The 17925-nt window shown below is 60.9% G+C and carries 16 protein-coding genes; 11 read left to right on the forward strand and 5 right to left on the reverse strand.

The genetic code is table 11. From position 1 onward, the window contains the following. Positions 1 to 89: 89 nt before the first annotated feature. The 8 genes from C8E02_RS02590 (at position 90) to C8E02_RS02625 (ending at position 10093) form a co-directional block, all read left to right on the forward strand. Positions 90 to 1334, forward strand: coding sequence for a TolC family protein (locus C8E02_RS02590; protein ID WP_120809529.1), 1245 nt, complete (start codon positions 90 to 92; stop codon positions 1332 to 1334). Further along, positions 1331 to 2836, forward strand: a complete 1506-nt coding sequence (locus C8E02_RS02595; RefSeq protein WP_120809530.1) for an efflux RND transporter periplasmic adaptor subunit — start codon at positions 1331 to 1333, stop codon at positions 2834 to 2836. Before C8E02_RS02590 ends, C8E02_RS02595 begins: the two co-directional genes overlap by 4 nt. Continuing rightward, positions 2833 to 6012: an efflux RND transporter permease subunit gene (locus C8E02_RS02600; RefSeq protein ID WP_120809531.1), complete on the forward strand. Its 3180-nt coding sequence runs from the start codon at positions 2833 to 2835 to the stop codon at positions 6010 to 6012. Before C8E02_RS02595 ends, C8E02_RS02600 begins: the two co-directional genes overlap by 4 nt. A gap of 1 nt (position 6013) precedes the next feature. After that, positions 6014 to 6349, forward strand: coding sequence for a copper-binding protein (locus tag C8E02_RS02605; RefSeq protein ID WP_120809532.1), 336 nt, complete (start codon positions 6014 to 6016; stop codon positions 6347 to 6349). 266 nt (positions 6350 to 6615) lie between these two features. Further along, complete coding sequence (locus tag C8E02_RS02610; protein WP_120809533.1) at positions 6616 to 7572, forward strand: DUF932 domain-containing protein; 957 nt, start codon at positions 6616 to 6618, stop codon at positions 7570 to 7572. Positions 7573 to 7575: 3 nt separating this feature from the next. Then, on the forward strand, positions 7576 to 8031 hold the full coding sequence (locus C8E02_RS02615) for a hypothetical protein (protein WP_120809534.1): 456 nt from the start codon (positions 7576 to 7578) through the stop codon (positions 8029 to 8031). Positions 8032 to 8219: 188 nt separating this feature from the next. Then, complete coding sequence (locus C8E02_RS02620; protein ID WP_120809535.1) at positions 8220 to 9203, forward strand: YqaJ viral recombinase family nuclease; 984 nt, start codon at positions 8220 to 8222, stop codon at positions 9201 to 9203. After that, positions 9200 to 10093 carry a recombination directionality factor gene (locus tag C8E02_RS02625; RefSeq protein ID WP_120809536.1) on the forward strand — a complete coding sequence of 298 codons (894 nt, stop codon included), beginning with the start codon at positions 9200 to 9202 and terminating at the stop codon, positions 10091 to 10093. The genes C8E02_RS02620 and C8E02_RS02625 overlap by 4 nt, the downstream gene beginning before the upstream one ends. Positions 10094 to 10256: 163 nt before the next feature. Here the strand turns inward: C8E02_RS02625 and C8E02_RS02630 are convergent, their stop codons facing one another. Continuing rightward, the gene (locus tag C8E02_RS02630) at positions 10257 to 10607 is read right to left on the reverse strand and encodes a helix-turn-helix domain-containing protein (protein ID WP_120809537.1); all 351 of its coding nucleotides are present in this window, start codon (positions 10605 to 10607) and stop codon (positions 10257 to 10259) included. 150 nt (positions 10608 to 10757) lie between these two features. Here C8E02_RS02630 and C8E02_RS02635 point away from each other — a divergent pair, with 150 nt between their 5' ends. From C8E02_RS02635 to C8E02_RS02645, 3 genes are all read left to right on the forward strand, one after another. Next, positions 10758 to 11084 (forward strand): hypothetical protein, encoded by a 327-nt coding sequence (locus C8E02_RS02635; protein ID WP_120809538.1) that lies wholly within the window; start codon positions 10758 to 10760, stop codon positions 11082 to 11084. Positions 11085 to 11107: 23 nt separating this feature from the next. Beyond that, positions 11108 to 11554, forward strand: a complete 447-nt coding sequence (locus C8E02_RS02640) for a hypothetical protein (protein WP_120809539.1) — start codon at positions 11108 to 11110, stop codon at positions 11552 to 11554. Between the two features lie 371 nt (positions 11555 to 11925). Beyond that, positions 11926 to 12822 (forward strand): GTPase family protein, encoded by an 897-nt coding sequence (locus C8E02_RS02645; protein ID WP_120809540.1) that lies wholly within the window; start codon positions 11926 to 11928, stop codon positions 12820 to 12822. Between the two features lie 147 nt (positions 12823 to 12969). Here the strand turns inward: C8E02_RS02645 and C8E02_RS02650 are convergent, their stop codons facing one another. The 4 genes from C8E02_RS02650 to rsxC all read right to left on the reverse strand — a co-directional run bounded on the left by C8E02_RS02650 (position 12970) and on the right by rsxC (position 17398). Then, positions 12970 to 13494: a hypothetical protein gene (locus tag C8E02_RS02650; protein WP_120809541.1), complete on the reverse strand. Its 525-nt coding sequence runs from the start codon at positions 13492 to 13494 to the stop codon at positions 12970 to 12972. Positions 13495 to 13496: 2 nt separating this feature from the next. Further along, complete coding sequence (locus C8E02_RS02655; RefSeq protein WP_120809542.1) at positions 13497 to 14633, reverse strand: DUF1513 domain-containing protein; 1137 nt, start codon at positions 14631 to 14633, stop codon at positions 13497 to 13499. Between the two features lie 438 nt (positions 14634 to 15071). After that, on the reverse strand, positions 15072 to 16013 hold the full coding sequence (locus C8E02_RS02660) for an RnfABCDGE type electron transport complex subunit D (protein WP_120809543.1): 942 nt from the start codon (positions 16011 to 16013) through the stop codon (positions 15072 to 15074). Then, a complete protein-coding gene (rsxC, locus tag C8E02_RS02665; protein WP_120809544.1) occupies positions 16010 to 17398 on the reverse strand; it encodes an electron transport complex subunit RsxC in 1389 nt (462 codons plus the stop codon). The genes C8E02_RS02660 and rsxC overlap by 4 nt, the downstream gene beginning before the upstream one ends. Between the last annotated feature and the right edge of the window lie 527 nt (positions 17399 to 17925).

A 17925-nucleotide genomic window follows, 5' to 3' on the forward strand; every position in this document is an offset into this window, starting at 1 on the left:
TCCGTTTGACGTTCCGATCCGGTGCGATTTTCGTCGCACGGATTGCTGTCGTGCGCTTTCGCGCACCTGTCACGCCATGGAGTTAGAACATGTCCCATTGCTGGATACGATTCCCCCTGCAGCTGTCGCTGGCAGGGCTGGTCGGCCTTGCCCAGGCCGCACCACTCACATTTAACGCGGCACTTGATCAAGCCGAAAACCACGCGCCGGTACTTGCCGCCCAACGTGCACAAATCGGTGCCGCCCAATTCGCCGCCATGCCGGCTGGCGCCCTGCCGGACCCGAAGCTGTTCGTCGGGATCGACAACTACCCGGTCTCCGGGCCGATGCGCGGCTCGCTGACTCAGGATTTCATGACCATGCAGAAGGTTGGCGTGATGCAGGAGATCCCCAACGCCGACAAGCGCCGGGCGCGGGTCGAGGCCGCAGCGGCTGAGGTCGAGGTGGCCGAAGCGCAAAACCGGGTGGCTCGCCTCAAGGTGCGCAGTGAGGTCGCACTCGCCTGGCTCAACCGATACACCCTGGAACGCAAGCTGACGCTGTTTGATGCGCTCGGGCGGGAGAGCCGGCTGCTTGCCACGGCGGTTCAGGCACAGATTGCGTCAGGCCGTGCCCAGCCCGCCGATGCGGTGATGCCGAAGCAGGAGGCCGCTCAACTGGCCGAGCGGCACGATGACCTGGTGCGCGATCTGGCCAAGGCGAATGCCGAGCTGCGCCGCCTGATCGGCTCCGCGGCCGATGAACCGCTGGCGGGCGAACCACCAACATTCAACCTCGCTACCGCCAGCTTGCGGCAGCACTTGCCCCGGCACCCGGAAATCGCGGCATTCGGCGCGGCAGTGCATAAGGCTGAGGCCGAAGTAAGCGAAGCCGTCGCAATGAAAAAGCCGGACTGGGGCGTGGAGTTTGCCTACCAGAAACGTGGCGCCCAGTTCGGCGACATGATGTCGCTGCAGTTCACCTTTGACCTGCCGCTGTTCACCAGGACACGACAGGATCCGAACATCGCGGCCAAGCAGCAGGAATTGACCAGGATCGATGCCGAGCGCGAAGCGATGCTGCGCGATCATGCCAGCGAATTGGACAGCAACATGGCGGATTACGTCGCTCTCGGGCGCCAGTTGGATCGGACCCGTCAAGAGTGGCTGCCGCTGGCGCAGCAGAAGGTCGATCTGGTTACCGCCAGTTACCAGGCGGGCAAGGCTGACTTGACGGCGGTGCTCGCGGCACGGCGCGAGCTGATCGAGCAGCGCTTCAAGCTCATCGAGCTGGACTACCAGCGCGCCAGCAGTGCCGCCCGGCTCCACTTTGCCTATGGGGAGAACGCACCATGAACAAGCAGCAATGCAAACTCGTTGCCCTGGTGGTAGCGGTGGCACTGGCCAGCGGTGGCGGCAGCTACTGGCTGGCCCGCCAGGGCCAGGCCGAGCACACGGCAAGCCCTGCTGCCACGGCGGTGGGTACCACAGGCGGCAAGGTACTGTACTGGTACGACCCGATGGTACCGAACCAGCACTTCGACAAGCCGGGCAAGTCACCATTCATGGACATGCAACTGGTAGCCAAGTACGCCGACGAAGGGGGCGAAGCGGCTGGGGTCAAGATCGATCCCGGCGTGGTACAGAACCTGGGTATCCGGTTCGCCATGGTCGAATCCAAAACCCTGACAGAAGCGGTCGCCGCGGTGGCGACCGTCGGGTTCAACGAGCGGGAAGTCGCCGTCATCCAGGCTCGGAGTGCCGGCTTCGTGCAAAGAGTATATGCCCGTGCGCCGGGCGATGTGGTTCCGGCCGGCGCTCCCATTGCCGACCTGCTGGTGCCGGAGTGGGCGGGCGCCCAGCAGGAATACCTGGCCATGCGCAACACCGGCGACAAGGCGCTTGCCAGTGCCGCCCGGGAGCGCCTGCGCCTCACCGGGATGCCGGAGTCGCTGATCAGCCGCGTCGAGCAAACCGGCGTAACTCACCCCATTGTCACCATTTCTACCCCGATCGGTGGCGTCATCCAGGAACTGGACGTACGCAGCGGCATGACCGTCGGCATGGGTATGACGCTGGCCAGGGTCAACGGGCTGGGCAGCGTATGGCTGGAGGCGGCCGTTCCCGAAGCGCAGGCCGGTCGTGTCCGTACCGGCCTGCCGTTGGTGGCACAGTTGACGGCCTACCCCGGTGAGACGTTCAAGGGCAAGGTCATCGCGGTGCTGCCACAAACCGATACCGATAGCCGGACCCTGCGCGTCCGCATCGAATTGCCCAACCGCGATGGCCGACTCAAGCCGGGTATGTTCGCGCAAGTGCGTCTCGAGGCGGGGACGGGTAAACCAGCGATCATGGTGCCGAGCGAAGCCATTATTCGCACTGGTACCCGTAGCATCGTGCTACTCGCCGGCGACGGCGGACATTTCCAGCCGGTAGAAGTGCAGCTAGGCCAGGAAGCCGGTGGCAAAACCGTCGTCCTCAAGGGCTTGGAGGCGGGACAAAAGGTGGTGGCTTCCGGCCAGTTCCTGATCGACTCGGAAGCCAGCCTCAAGGGCGTGCTGGCGCGTATGGCGGAGGGCAGCGCTGTTCCGTCACCATCCTCGATGCCGTCCAATGATAAGACCGCCATCCTGAATCAGGCCAGCGGCAAGATCGAGGCCATCAAGCCGGGCGAGATCACCCTTTCACACGGCCCGGTCGCCTCGCTCGGCTGGGGAGCGATGACCATGACCTTCAAGCTCGCCAAACCCGAACTCGCCGCAGGCCTGAAACCCGGTGACAAGGTCTCGTTCGGTTTCAGCCAGCAAGGCAGCGACTTTGTGGTGCAGCAACTCGGCAAGAGCGGAGTCACACCATGATCGAAAAACTCATTCGCTGGTCGGTGGCCAACCGCTTCCTGGTGCTGCTGGCGACGCTATTTATTGCGGTCTGGGGCGTGTGGGCGGTCAAGACCACACCGCTCGATGCGCTGCCGGACCTGTCCGACGTGCAGGTGATCATCCGCACCAGTTACCCGGGACAGGCGCCGCAGATCGTCGAGAACCAGGTCACCTATCCGCTGGCGACCACCATGCTGTCGGTACCGGGCGCCAAGACGGTACGGGCTTACTCCTTCTTTGGCGATTCCTTCGTCTACGTGCTGTTCGAGGACGGTACCGATCTGTATTGGGCACGTTCGCGCGTGCTGGAGTACCTGAACCAGGTGCAGGGGCGGCTGCCCGCTGCCGCCAAGGCCTCGCTGGGCCCGGATGCCACCGGCGTCGGCTGGGTCTACGAATATGCGCTGGTGGACAAGAGCGGGCAGCACGACCTGGCCCAGCTGCGCGGCCTGCAGGACTGGTTCCTCAAGTTCGAACTGAAGAGCCTGCCGGGCGTGTCCGAGGTGGCCACCGTCGGCGGCATGGTCAAGCAGTATCAGGTGGTGCTCGATCCGCTGAAGCTGGCGGCTTACCGCATCCCGCAGAGCAAGGTGGTCGCGGCGATCCAGCAGGCCAATCAGGAAACCGGTGGCTCGGTGCTGGAGCTGGCCGAAACCGAGTACATGGTGCGCGCCTCCGGCTATCTCAAATCGCTGGATGATTTCCGCGCCATCCCGCTTTCCACCACGCAAGCCGGGGTGCCGGTGCGGCTCGGTGACGTCGCTACGCTCCAGCTCGGCCCGGAGATGCGGCGCGGCATCGGCGAGCTCAACGGCCAGGGCGAAACCGTTGGCGGCGTGGTGATCCTGCGTTCCGGCAAGAACGCGCACGAGACCATCGCGGCGGTCAAGGCCAAGCTGGCCGAACTCAAGTCCAGCCTGCCCCCTGGTGTGGAGATCGAGCCGACCTACGACCGCAGCCAGCTGATCGACCGTGCCGTGGACAATCTCAAGGACAAGCTGATCGAGGAGTTCCTGGTGGTGGCGGTAGTGTGCGCGGTGTTCCTGTGGCACCTGCGCTCGGCGCTGGTGGCGATCGTGTCGCTGCCGCTCGGCATCCTGATCGCCTTCATCGTGATGCGGGAGCAAGGCGTCAACGCCAACATCATGTCGCTGGGCGGCATCGCCATTGCCATCGGCGCCATGGTTGACGCCGCGGTGGTGATGATTGAGAACGCCCACAAGCACCTCGAAACCTGGCGCCACCAGCATCCGGGTGAAACGCTGCACGGCGAGGCGCACTGGCGGGTGATGACCGAGGCGGCGGCCGAGGTCGGGCCGGCGCTGTTCTTCTCCTTGCTGATCATCACGCTGTCGTTCATCCCGGTGTTCACGCTGCAGGCGCAGGAGGGGCGGCTGTTCGGGCCGCTGGCGTTCACCAAGACCTACGCCATGGCCGCTGCCGCCGGACTGTCGGTGACACTGATCCCGGTGCTGATGGGCTACTGGATCCGTGGCCGGATTCCGGACGAGCACCGCAACCCGCTCAACCGCTGGCTGATTCGAGGCTACCGCCCCTTGCTCGACGTGGTGCTGCGCCGGCCAAAGACGACATTGCTCGTCGCCGGCCTGCTGTTGCTGACCACGCTGTGGCCGGTGACCCGGCTGGGTGGCGAGTTCATGCCACCGCTGGACGAAGGCGACCTGCTGTACATGCCGTCCGCGCTACCCGGCCTGTCGGCAGCCAAGGCCGCCGAACTGCTGCAACAAACCGACCGCCTGATCAAAACCGTGCCCGAAGTAGCGAGCGTGTTCGGCAAGGTTGGCCGCGCCGAAACGGCAACCGACCCGGCGCCGATGGAGATGTTCGAGACCACCATCCAGTTCAAGCCACGTGCACAGTGGCGGCCGGGCATGACCCCGGACCAGCTGGTCGACGAGCTCGATCGCGTGGTCAAGGTGCCGGGGCTGTCCAACATCTGGGTACCGCCGATCCGTAACCGCATCGACATGTTGGCGACCGGTATCAAGAGTCCGATCGGGGTCAAGGTGGCGGGCACCGATCTGGCCGCCATCGACCAGGTAGCGCAGCAGGTGGAACGGGTGGCCAAAGGGGTGCCGGGAGTCAGCTCCGCGCTGGCGGAACGGTTGACCGGCGGGCGCTACATCGACGTCGATATCGACCGTGCTGCTGCCGCGCGCTATGGGCTCAACATCGCCGAGGTGCAGGCCGTGGTGTCGTCGTCAGTCGGCGGCGAAAACATCGGAGAGGTCATCGAGGGACGCGCCCGTTACCCGATCAATGTGCGCTATCCGCGCGAGATCCGTGACTCGCTGGAGGGGCTGCGCAACCTGCCGCTGCTGACCGACATGGGCCAGCAGATCACGCTGGGCACCGTCGCCACGGTCCGTATCAGCGACGGCCCGCCGATGCTGAAGAGCGAGAACGCGCGGCCGTCCGGCTGGGTGTACGTCGACGTGCGCGGCCGTGACCTGGCCTCGGTGGTGGCCGATTTGCGTGCCAGCATTGCGCAGCAAGTGAAGCTAAAGCCCGGCATCAGCCTCGCCTATTCAGGGCAGTTCGAGTACATGGAGCGCGCCAATGCCCGGCTGAAACTGGTGGTGCCGGCGACGCTGGTGATCATCTTCGTGCTGCTGTACCTGACCTTCCGCCGGCTGGACGAGGCGGCGCTGATCATGGCGACGCTGCCGTTCGCGCTGGTAGGCGGGGTGTGGTTCCTGTATCTGGCCGACTACCACCTGTCGGTAGCCACCGGTGTCGGCTTCATCGCCTTGGCCGGGGTGTCGGCCGAATTCGGCGTGGTGATGCTGCTGTACCTGAAGCAGGCAGCGGCGGAACGGCAAGAACACGGGCTCAAGCTGGACGCGCACATGCTCGATCAGGCGATCCGCCAGGGCGCCGTGCTGCGCGTACGTCCCAAGGCGATGACGGTGGCGGTGATTCTGGCCGGCCTGTTGCCGATCCTGCTCGGCAGTGGCACCGGCTCCGAGGTGATGAGCCGCATCGCGGCGCCGATGGTCGGCGGCATGATCACCGCGCCGCTGTTGTCGATGTTCGTGATCCCGGCGGCGTATCGGCTGATGCGCACCAAGAAGCAGCCATCCCGGGCATTGCCTGAAGCAACCCTCGTCAACCAATCCATCCAGGAGAAATGATATGACCAAGTTACGCTCGATTCTGTTTGTCACCGCCTTCGGCCTCACGGCGATGCTTCCGGCCCAAGCCACCGATATGGGGATGGCGAGTACGGCGAAACCGTCCGCCCAGATGGCCCATGCCGAGGGCGTCATCAAGGCCCTCGACGCCAAGGCCGGTACCGTGACGCTAGCGCATGGACCGGTGCAAGAACTGAAATGGCCCGCGATGACCATGGCGTTCAGGCTGGCGAAGCCGGAGCTGGCTAAAGGACTTACCGTCGGAAAGAAAGTGACGTTCGAGTTTCAATCACAAGGCATGGCGGCGGTGATTACCGCCATCAAGGTAAGCGGCTGAGTGTGATGCAGAGGGGGCGTGAATGCCCCCTCTGCGTCTCACCATCTCAAGGCGTTTCCTTTATTGCTGTTGCAGCAACTTGTGCGAAGTAGGTGAGGTCAGGAAATTTCCTCACGTGGTTGAGAGAGGGACAAAAGGTTACAGACATCCGATTCCATAAAATTTCAGCCACATATCACTCTCCTGAAGCAAGCCGCGATCTGAACTGATGGCGGCCGTTAACTCTCGCCCCGGCACTGTCCGGGGTTTTTCATGGAGAAGGTGATATGTCACATCTGGTGGAATCGATGGCCTTTATGGGGGCTACGCCCTGGCACGGGCTGGGCAATCAATTGACGGAACAGCAGCCGGTCGATGTGTGGCTGCATGAGGCGGGAATGAACTGGACGCTGGAGTCCTCCGAGGTGCTGTTCAATGTATCGAAGGATGGCATGCACATCCGCCTGCACCGTGACGCCAAGGTACTGTACCGCTCCGATACCCTGGCGCCACTGTCGGTGGTGTCCCCGCGTTACAAGGTGGTGCAGCCACATGAGGTGCTGCACTTCTACAACGACCTGGTGCATGCCGGCGGTTTTGAGCTGGAAACGGCGGGGGTGTTGAAGGGCGGCCGCAAGTTGTGGGCGCTGGCGCGAACTGGGCAGGACACGCTGCTCAAGGGCGGCGACCGGGTCAAAGCCTATTTGCTGTTGGCTACCAGCTGCGATGGCACCTTGTGTACCACGGCACAGTTCACCTCGGTGCGGGTGGTGTGCAACAACACGCTGCAGATGGCGGTGGGTGAAACGCGTGGTGCGGTGAAGGTGCCGCACTCGACGGTATTTGACCCGCAGGCGGTGAAAGAGTCGCTGGGTATTGGCCTGTCGTCGTGGGATCACTTCATCGGCGACGTCAAAGCGCTCAGCCGCCGGCCGGTGTCGCCGGATGAGGCGCGGCAGTACTTTGCCGAGTTGCTGGATGAACCGTTGCCGGAGGATGAGGGTGATACGGTGTCGTCCCGCGCCATGCAGCAGCTGTCGATGTTGTACGACGGTGGCGGCCTGGGGTCGCTGCTGTCCAGTAGTCGCAATACGGCCTGGGGACTGGTCAATGCGGTGACCGAGTATGTCGATCATCGCCGTCGTGCCCGCAGCCAGGACTACCGCCTCGATTCTGCCTGGTTCGGCCAGGGCGCGCAGCTGAAAGACCAGGCGCTGCAGCGGGCGCTGGCACTGCTGGATTGAGCCATGGCCAGCGAACTGGACATTGCGCGAGCTGCCACCGGGCTGGCGATGGGACTGCGTGACTTCTGCAGCTGGAGCGACGCCAGGCTGCCCTACGACGGCCAGGACCTGCCGGTCACCTTGCTGTCGCTCTGGGGCCGGGGGGCTTGGGAGCTGCAGGCTGAGCTGGCGCAGTACGCACCGCTGGTGGTGCAACTGGAAGCCGAGCTGTGGGCGGTGCTGCAGGAGGGGTTTCCGGGGTGGTGGCACTACGAGGTGGTGGAGGCGCTGGGCTGGGCCATTGCCGACTGGATCGTCCAGCATGCCGGTGCAGCACCCAGCCGGGAGTGGGTAAGCGCGACCCTGCTGCAGTTGGCAGGCCAGTTTTTCACGCGGGCACCGCAAGCAGACTGGCCCGCGTTACGCGCGGTGTTGCTGCGCCATACCACTGATCCCTCCACGGTGTTGCTGCCGGCCTGAGTCCCGTTGGCCGCACGCTGCAGTGGCGTGCTGCTGTTCCTCTCCCGGACTGCCTTCACCGCTGTTTCTCCTCTTGTTGTCTTGCTGGTCGTGCCTTTCCTGCCGTGTTGTGGTTGCCGACTTTCCCTTTTCTTGTACGCCCGGCCGGGGGTTCCCCGCCGGGCGTTATGCCGTTATGGAGGTTCATCATGCGTGAACGTTACGGCCAGGCGCTGCGCCTGGCATCCACTTTGGAACTGTCCCGCCAGCAGTGGCTGGCGCTACGGGGGCTGGGTATCGGCTCCTCCGATGCCGCGTCGGCGGTGGGCTTGTCACCGTACAAGAGTGCACTGAGCTTGTGGCTGGAGAAGACTGGCCGCCGCGAGCCGGAAGACCTGTCTGAGAAACAGGCGGTGCTGTGGGGCACGGTACTGGAACCGGTGCTGGCCAATGTCTATGCCGAACAGACCGGGCGCCGGGTGCGCCGTGTCAACGCGGTGCTGCAACATGCCGAGCACAGCCACATGCTGGCCAACCTGGATCGTGCGGTGCGTTGTCCAAAACTGGGGCAGGGCATCCTAGAGATCAAGACCGCCAGCTATCACAGTGCGCCGCAGTGGGAAGAGGGTATCCCCGTTGCCTACCAGTGCCAGGTACTGCACCAACTCGCCGTCACCGGCCTCAACTGGGCCGATGTGGCGGTGCTGATCGGCGGCCAGGACTTCCGCATCTACCGGGTAGAACGCGATGACGACAAAATCCGCGACCTGATCGAGCGGGAACAGGACTTCTGGGCACTGGTGCGCTTCGATCAACCGCCGCCACCGGATGGTTCCGAGGATGCCGGCCAGGCACTGAACTGGTTGTTCCCGCGCGACAACGGCACCACCCTCGACCTGTCCGATTCCACCGACGGCAATCGCCTGTTCCATACCCTGCTGGCGTTGCGGGAACGCAGGGAAGCACTGGAGCAGCAAGAGGCGCAAGCCAAGCAGCAGCTGCAGACGGTGCTGGGTGAGGCCACCGGTGCCGTGTTCGCTGCCGGCCGCATCAGCTGGAAGAAACCCAAGGACCGCGAACAGACGGATCTGGAACGGTTGACTGCCGACCATCCCGACTTGCTGCAGCAGTACCGCAAGCCGGTCAGTGGCAGCCGCCGCTTTGTCATTCACACCGAAAGGAAATCAGCATGATCAAGGGACTCGCCATCACCCCGCCCGTGATCGGGCGCATCAGCATTGGCAAGCTGGTGCAGAAGGACCACAAGTGGCTGCCGGAGAAGGACGACAGCTTTACCCTCACCACTCAGGTGCAGAACCGCGACGGTTGGTTACTGCATCCGCTGCACCAACCTTTGGTTGACCAGGCCAGCAACGGCAAGATCCGCGCCATTCCCGTGCGCCTGCTGTTCAACAGCAGCGAACTGAACCTGCGTGCCGAATACAGTGCTTTCGACCGCAGTAATGGTCGGCCGCTGTGTGTCGGTAATGGCGAAACCGCGCGCCGTAGCAGCAAGGAAGGACTGGAGGAGGTGACCTGTTCCGGGCCGGATCGCTGCCCATTTGGCCAGAGTGTCGGCTGCAAGCTGTACGGCCGCCTCAACGTCCAGGTGGACGGGCAGCAGGACGCACTGGGCACCTTCATCTTCCGCACCACCGGCTACAACTCGGTGCGCACTCTGGCCGCCCGGCTGAAGTACTTCGAAGCGCTCAGCGGCGGGCTGACCCACTACCTGCCATTGCTGTTACGCCTACGTGCCAAGACCACCACCCAGTCCTACCGCACCCCGGTGTACTTCGTCGACCTGACGCTGCGTGACGGCGATGAGCTCGCCAAAGTGGTGGCGCAGGCCAAAGTGGAGGCGGAACAGGCGCTGGAGGCGGGCATCGATACCGTGCAACTGGAAGCCGCCGCCAAACAGCTGCTGCAGAACGGCCAGTTTGAAGACACCGAAGAGGAGGTGCCGCAACTGCTGGAAGAGTTCTATCCGGACTCGGAGACCGCAGGCGAGGGCAGCAAGCCGGCCACCCCCACACGAACCACTCGGCTGACACGGCAGCTGGGGAAGGCCAATCAAGCTTAGGAAACAGAACGACCTGTTCAGCCGTATCCGTTTGAAGAAACCCACGGTCGTCACTATGTTGAAGTGATGTCTGGTGTCTCCTCACGCTCTTGATGCTACCTGCTGGTTTGTCATACTGGCTGGCCCTCGCGGTTTCCTGACCGCGGGGGCATTTCTTTGGGATTTACGCTTCTTTCCCCAAACGCTGCACCAGCTTCTCCACCACCTCAATGACAAGGGTGCGATCCGCATCATCCAGTTGCGTCAGCAGCTGGCTCAGATGCTGGGCTTGATCCTGCAGCCGAGGGCTGACTTCATTCAGCAGCTCCGTGACTTCGCAATTGAAGATGTCGGCTAGCTCCACCAACCGAGCCACCGTCGGCATCACCGTTCCACGCTCCATGCGCGACACCGCCTCGTTGCCGATACTCAGTCGTTCGGCGACCTGTTCCTGTGTCAATTCACCAGCTAACCGATGGCGGGCAATCGCTTTGCCGATCACCTTGGCCAATGCTTTTTCATCCACCTTCATCATGTTACCCACCTTTCAACCTGAATGGTGGTGTGGCAACCGATTGACATGAAGTGCCATTCGGGTTGATATTCAACCTTAAAGGTTGATTTACGAATCGAGAAGCCGATTGACCCGATAGCCGGGTCTTACCCATCAAAGAAAGGAAGTGCTATGTCTACTCGTACGATTCGTCAGTACCAACTGTGTACTGCGCTGTTTGCCTTTTTCACGCTGTATGTGCTGTTTACCACCAATCACCACCTTGGCTTCATGTGGTACGTCCTGACCTTTGTCATCGGTTCGATTTGTACCGGTACCGGCGTCGTGGCTGGCGAGGCCTTCCGCCGTTTTGTGCATCCGGATGTGTTGTTGGCCTCGAATAGCTTGGACATGTTTGGTAAGCGGATATTTTGGCTGTGCGGGCCGCAAGTGATTGGTTGGGTCATTGGTCTCTGGATCTACCAGACCGTGATGATGAAGTTTGGTTACTACTACTAGTAGCCGTCGATAAGGAGATAAGCATGAAAAACCGTATCACGTTGGCCCTGCTGGGGCTGACTATCAGCAGTGGCGCCTTGGCATTTGGCGAAGTGGGGCGCTGGTCGAGTGGGTGGGGGCAGGGGGTGAGCGAGTACACCGTGGTCGATGCCAAGCAGAACCAGCTCTATATCGCCTGTGGCGATGAGCCGGCGCGGATGCAACTGACGGTCAACGGTCGCCAGTATGGCTATGGCGCCGCGCAAGGCTTCTCCCTGGTGATCGATGGGCGAGACATGGGGGAGTCCTACGAGACGGAGTCACGAGTGGGGAGTGACATTTTCAAGGCGACCTGGGCCGCGCTACGCAAAGGGAAGACCCTGGTGGCAAAACTGCCGAATGGTCAAAAGATTCTCTTGCCACTGACTGGCGCCGCGAAAGTGTTGCCATCCAGCCAGTCGAAAACCTACCCCTGCCGTACCGAATGGTAGCCACGACTGTGCGAGTGCTCCTGCTGCCAGTCATGGCCTTCTGTGGGGTATTACTGGTTGGGTGTGGAGGTCGGGAGGGATTTAGTCAGGAAGTGGCCGCGAATTACATGCGTGCTTGCACGGCATCGGGGCAGAGTAGTGCCACGCGTTGCCACTGCATCATGACGGCATTGGAAAAGCAGTACACCGATGAAGAGTTTCGTGCGCTGGATACCCAGATAAAAAGCACCCTGAAACTCCCTGACCTGTTCGTCCAGACCCTGGCGTCAGCCAACAGCCAATGTGGCACTTAGCCACGCGAGTCCAGATCACCAGCCACCTTTGCAAAGGTGGCTTTTTTTACGTCGAAAATCGGCGAGAAAGTTTTTTCCATGGAAACCAGCAAGCCCCAGGTCGGCATTCCTCCCCGCCTGCCCGAAGAATTGATTGCCGTATTACAGAGTAGTGGCGTCCGCCTGACGCTGGAGGAGCTGCAGCAAATCAGAGAGCGTATCCATCAGGTGGTCAACTACCATGCCACCATTGGCGTGATGGGCAAGACCGGTGCCGGCAAGAGCAGCTTGTGCAATGCGCTGTTTGGCCGTGACATCGCCGAGACCAGTGCTGTCGAAGCGTGCACCCGAGCTCCCCAGGAAATCGACTGGTCGATGCAGGAGGGGAAAGGACTGTCACTGATCGATATGCCTGGCGTCGGCGAAAGCGAAGCGCGGGATACGGAATATGCCGAGCTCTACCGTCAACTACTACCGGAGCTGGATCTGGTGCTGTGGGTAATCAAGGGGGACGACCGGGCGCTGAGCATCGACGAGCACTTCTACCAGCAAGTGTTACTGCCGCTCATCTGGGACAGTGCCATTCCGGTCATGTTCGTGGTCAGCCAGGCCGACAAGGTAGAGCCCTGCCGCGAGTGGGACTGGCGCAAGAACCATCCCGGGCCTTGTCAGGGGCTCAATATCACCGCCAAGGTGGAACAGATACGGCGCCTGTTCAAGCTACCGGCTAGCCAGGTCTGTGCCATCGCCGCAGAGGAGGGCTATGGTCTGGTCGAGTTGGTAGAGAAGATCGTCACCCTGCTGCCCAACGAAAAAAAATGGAGTTTCACCCGTGAAGCGAAACAGAAAAACGTCTCGAACCAAGCGTGGCAAAGCTCATCGCAAGGTTTGTGGGAGTCGATTGCCTCGGCCGTCAAAACGGTGATCAAAGACAGCTGGGACTATGTGTCCAGCAAGTTCTCCAGCCTGGCCAGCACCCTGTTTGGGTGGTGGTAGGGCATTCAGAGCACCCGTGGGGGGTGTTCTTTTTTTTTTTGGAAGAAATCATCAAAGTGAAGGCTGTAATGGGAGCAAACGGGACAACATCTTGAACTTGGCTGGAGAGTTCACCAAGCCAGTTTCATTTACAAACAGAATGGCCCATTACACTGGATCGTGAGTATGCTTTTGGATCTGAGTCACCGGTGGCAGCATCCTGACTACACCAATGGTACAAAGGGCGATGGTTGCCACGAATCCGGCCAGGAACCACGGGAAAGGCAGAACGCCATAAGCCAGCGGCTTGGCGACGCCCAAGAAGGTGCCGTAAAGCAGGCTGCCACTGGAAATGCCGAACAGCAGGTTGCGCCGTGCCATCGAAGCGCCACGAGAAGATCTTCTGATGGCATAGGAGGTAACCGCCCATAGCACAACCAGGCTGACCTTGGTCCACAGCTTGGGATTGTTCAGATACTCGGCGAAGCTGCTCAGATAGATGCCGGCACCGATCAGGATGGCGCCTGAAATCCAGAGGTGAGTCTCGCCCCAGTTGAACACATGACGCCAGAACGGGTGACCGTTTTCCTCGCCGCGCAGGGTACGGGCAAAATGGAATATCGCCATCATGGCCGCGACGGTAGCTATGACATGATAGACGGCGGCTAAAGCAATAATGAATTTACCAATCATGTTCACGCCACCAGTACCCAATGGTTATCGAGTGCCATCGGCTTGGGCCAAGGCAGGAATACCGGCTTGGCCGCAATATGCCAGCGAACCAGTCCGACTGCCGTTGCCAGCAATACCCCGCCCCCCGGATTGGGGCCATGCCAGTCCGCAAGTGCGTAAGATTCCTCCATTTCGACAATGGTCAGCAGCTTGTCAGGCTCGCCGGGGTGCCAGAGTTTTGCCATGCCCCCCTTGTTGCTAGATAGTACAAAGCCGCCGTTATAGGCAGCAACGATATCTCCGGCATAACCGTAGCCGTCATTGTCACGGGTTGGCGTACGCAGCGTGTCGCCATCAAAAACCGCCAGATTGGGCGCTGCAACGCGAAGCTCCGCACTGTCATGCTCCGCCTGCATCGCAATGCCAAGGTATGTTTTGTCCGCCTCCGGTGAGCGGCTCCAGGCAAGGTGGCGCAGGCTGAGGCGCTGATCGTCCAGCTTCCACTGGCCCAGCTGACGGCCATTACGGCCATCCAGCCTGACCAGCGAGGAGTCCATGTGCTGCAGATCATATTTCTTGTCTGCCAGCGTGCGCCGCACACCGCCATTGGCCACCACCAGATTGCCCGCATCATCAAGTAATGCCTGGTGCGGCTCGATGCCACCACTGGCCCATTCATCCAGTTTTTTCAGGCTGTGACGATCGCGTACGCCGATACGGCCCTGATCGTTCTTGTAGTCGATCTCGGTGGTGTAAAGGAACTCGCTGCCAACGGCAATATGGCCGCTCAACCGTACCGAGGCAGATTCGGCGCTCACATCAATCTGCTGCAGCACCTTGCCGTTACCATCACAACGCAACAGCCAAGTGCCGGGACGCAGTCCGTTGACCAGTAACCCGCCGCCGGCCTCGGGTACCAGGCCGTGCGGCCGCCCCGGCAGTGCCAGCTGATAGCGGATCTCCAGGGTTTTACGCTCCCAGTCTGCCGCCAGTACTCCTGCATAGTAAGCATCACTCGCGTTGGGGCCGCGCCAGGCAGCGCCAATAAGAGTCGTGGACCCTCCTTGAGCGTTAGAACCTGCAGCAAGAGCAGCGTGCGGCAGGATACCGAGAGCGGCAAGGGAGAGGAGGAAGCGCCGGCGGTCGAGTTCAATGTTCATGTAATTAACTGGCAGGCTATGCAATAACTGAATATTTGCCAATGTAAATCATTCTTATTACGTAAAGCCTTAATGAAAATCAAGATTGTCAAATCACTAGTTGTATGGTGCTGATGGCAGCCAATCTTGATCCGTGAGTGAGGAAGATCTGGAATTCGGCCTTATGTGGAACCCCATATAAGGCCGACGGCCTGCCGCGACTCACGGCCGTCAGGCAGCAGGTCGGCCAAAACGGCCGCTCTGAGAATCAATGGGTAATAGCCGGTTTACACGGAGTTTCAGACGCTCCCTCTACACGGGAGCCGGATTGTTTGTACTGGCATTGGGCGGTCTCATACTGAAAGCCCGGTGCACAATCCATGCTCGAATGACGTCTTGAACCGATCCAAGTTAGTTGAAACATAGTGGCCGCCCCATGGGCGACGGAAGGGCTAAGGTTCATGAGGGTGACTGCCACCCTCGGCCTGGCGGGTTGAGATATCTTGCCCATTGATTGAGCTGTGGCACCATCAGGTTGGCAACCAGTACTGCAAAGCACAGTCCATCGGCGTAAAGGCCAAACTCGCGGACTAGCTCAGTAACCATCCCAATCAGGACACCAAAGAAGATACGGCCAAGCTGGCAATCCGGGCTGGTAACCGGATCCGTGGCGATGAAGAAGGCGGCAAACAGGTAACCGCCAAGGGTCAGGCTGTGCAGGCTTTCCGGTAACGTATGACCTGCCAGCATACAAAGCAGTACCGAACTGCCCATCATGGCCAACGGAATTTCCAGTCGACTGACTCTCAACAGCCCCAGAATCAGTCCGCCGGCCAAATAACCTGCCCAAGAGAGATAGGGAGCCGGTGCGTCGAGTAATTCCGTAGCCAGGGGCGTCGCACTACTGAGTGCATCCAATTGCAGCGGCGGTACGATCTGCAGTTGCTGCTGCAACACTGCCGAGAAATCAAGATGGGCACTCCACGGGCTGTGAAAGTTCGGTGCCGGATACAGAAACTGGAAGAAGCAAATCGCGACAACGCCCAGCCCTGCCATCACTGGATTCAGGCAATTCTTTCCCAGCCCGCCACTGCCGTGCTTTACCACTCCGAGTGCAACCACGGTTGCCAGCAACATCAGCCATGCCGGCACCAGCAAGGGGAGTGCACGTGACATCAAGCAACCGCAGAGCAACCAGCTCATGTCACCTAGCCCGTGAGAAAGCGATTGTCCACGCACGCGTAGACAGACAGCCTCCACAAGCAATGCAAACAGGACACACCAAGCCGTCTGTAACCAGACTACCGAGCCAAATTGCCAAGCATGCAACAGCGTGCCAGGAATCAGCGCGATCACTACGGCAAGCATGATGCCCGGTACGGTCTTCGGTTGCAGTCTCATGTCCGTATCCCTAACCAAATAGTGCGCTTGGCGTGACGAAAACTGTCACGTAACGGCAGGCTGCTTGGACATACCTGGCTACAGGCGCCACATTCGATACAGGCCGTCAGTTTTTCCTGCTGCAGCAACGCATGGTTTTCTTGTTCACAGGCGCTTAGCAACTGTAGTGGCCGCAGCGCCATCGGACAGACGTCAACACAGCGGTTACAACGGATGCAGGGACGTGTCGCGGCACGGGGAGGAAATAGGGACTCGGAGCGGGCCAGCAGACCGCTCGTGGTTTTGCTGACCACCGCGGCAGAGTTGGCCAGCACTCGCCCCATCATCGGCCCGCCGACCTGAATGTCACCGGTACCATGGGGCTGTGCTGCGGCCAATAAGGTAGAAATTGGAAGCCCGATGGGCGCTTCAATATTGCCCGGGCTTGTTACCGCGCCGCTCAGGGTAACGATGCGACTGACTAGCGGCTCGCCGTGCAGCAGCGCACGCCCCAATGCGTACACCGTTGCAACATTGAGAACGAGGACACCGACCTCTGCTGGCAACCTGCCGGGAGCCAGCGTACGGCCAGTCAGGCTTTTCACCAGCAAGGGTTGGCCGCCGGCCGGGTATCGTAGTGGCAGGGCCCGGACTTCGATACGGCGATCGGCGTTGACTGTCGCTTGCTGCAAGGCGGTCATCGCCTGGGGTTTGTTGGGCTCAATGCCGATACGCACTTGAGTAATGTCGTATACCTTGGCCAACTGCGCGGCAGCGGCCACGATGTCGGCGGCACGCTCTCGCATCAGCCGGTCATCACAGGTGAGAAATGGCTCGCACTCGGCACCGTTGATCAGCAGCATATCGAGAGGATGCGCCGTGCCGGCCAGTTTTATCCCGGTGGGGAAACCCGCGCCGCCCAGGCCAACCAATCCCATTCGCAGCGCGAACTCGGCCAAGGCAGGCACCGTGAGGGGGTGAGGGGGAAAACAAGGTGGCGCCCAACGCTCTTGCCCATCTGCCGCAATGTGAACTGCAGGTAGGGGCTGCTCACCATCGGCAGGGTGACAGGTATCGATCGCAACTACGGTGCCGGAAGTGGAGGCGTGCGCCCAGACGATCGCTGCGCCCCCGCGTCCAATCACTTCCCCCTTGAGTACTTGCTGTCCGATGTGAACGCAAGGCTCTGCAAGGCTACGGCCATGCTGCAGTGGCACCGCCACAACCTGGCCGGCAAGCGGTAGCGTACGAATGGGCACTTGATTAGACAGTTGCTTGTGCCCGACCAGTTTGATTCCGCCACGCCAGGCTGTATTCGTAGTGCTACGGCTGAAAAAGGACGATAACTGGTGCCAGTTGGCGGGAAGCATACCCCGGGCAAACCGGAGTGGGGTGGCAAGCAGCATGGCTAGTCATCATGGCGGGTTGAGTTCGCTCCCCAGCTTTAAGCAAGCGAGCATCTAGTGAAGTGCCGATTCTAGTCATAACAACAATTCAAATACAAATCGTTATCATTGTTGAAACAAATTTCAATTCAATGTCATTTAACGATGTAGGGGAACCGCAACAAGAAGCGCAGGCTGGGTCTTTGCACAAATGGGCCCTAACTAGCCCATTGGCACCAGCAGCAGCCACACCAGTTTGCTCCTGATATTCCCGGCAGTAGCGTACCCATCTGGTAGGTCTGTTCTTCTGCTCGCCGGCGTGCCCACAGGTACATCAGCTGCTCCCCCAGATGTGACCACCGCTTCGACCGACGTAGGGAATGGTCCAAGGATGATCGCCACGCATGGTTCGTGTGTTCAAGAGGGGGCGGGTAAAGTCAAGGACGGCGCGCCCCAATTCGGCAGGCAGCCTGTTGGTAGAAGAAGTGGGGCAGATCACTTGTAAGGGGGACTCACGCACCGCACCGGCGCTTTAGGCATAATCGCAG

Source organism: Vogesella indigofera (genome assembly GCF_003633895.1).
Taxonomy (GTDB): domain Bacteria; phylum Pseudomonadota; class Gammaproteobacteria; order Burkholderiales; family Chromobacteriaceae; genus Vogesella; species Vogesella indigofera.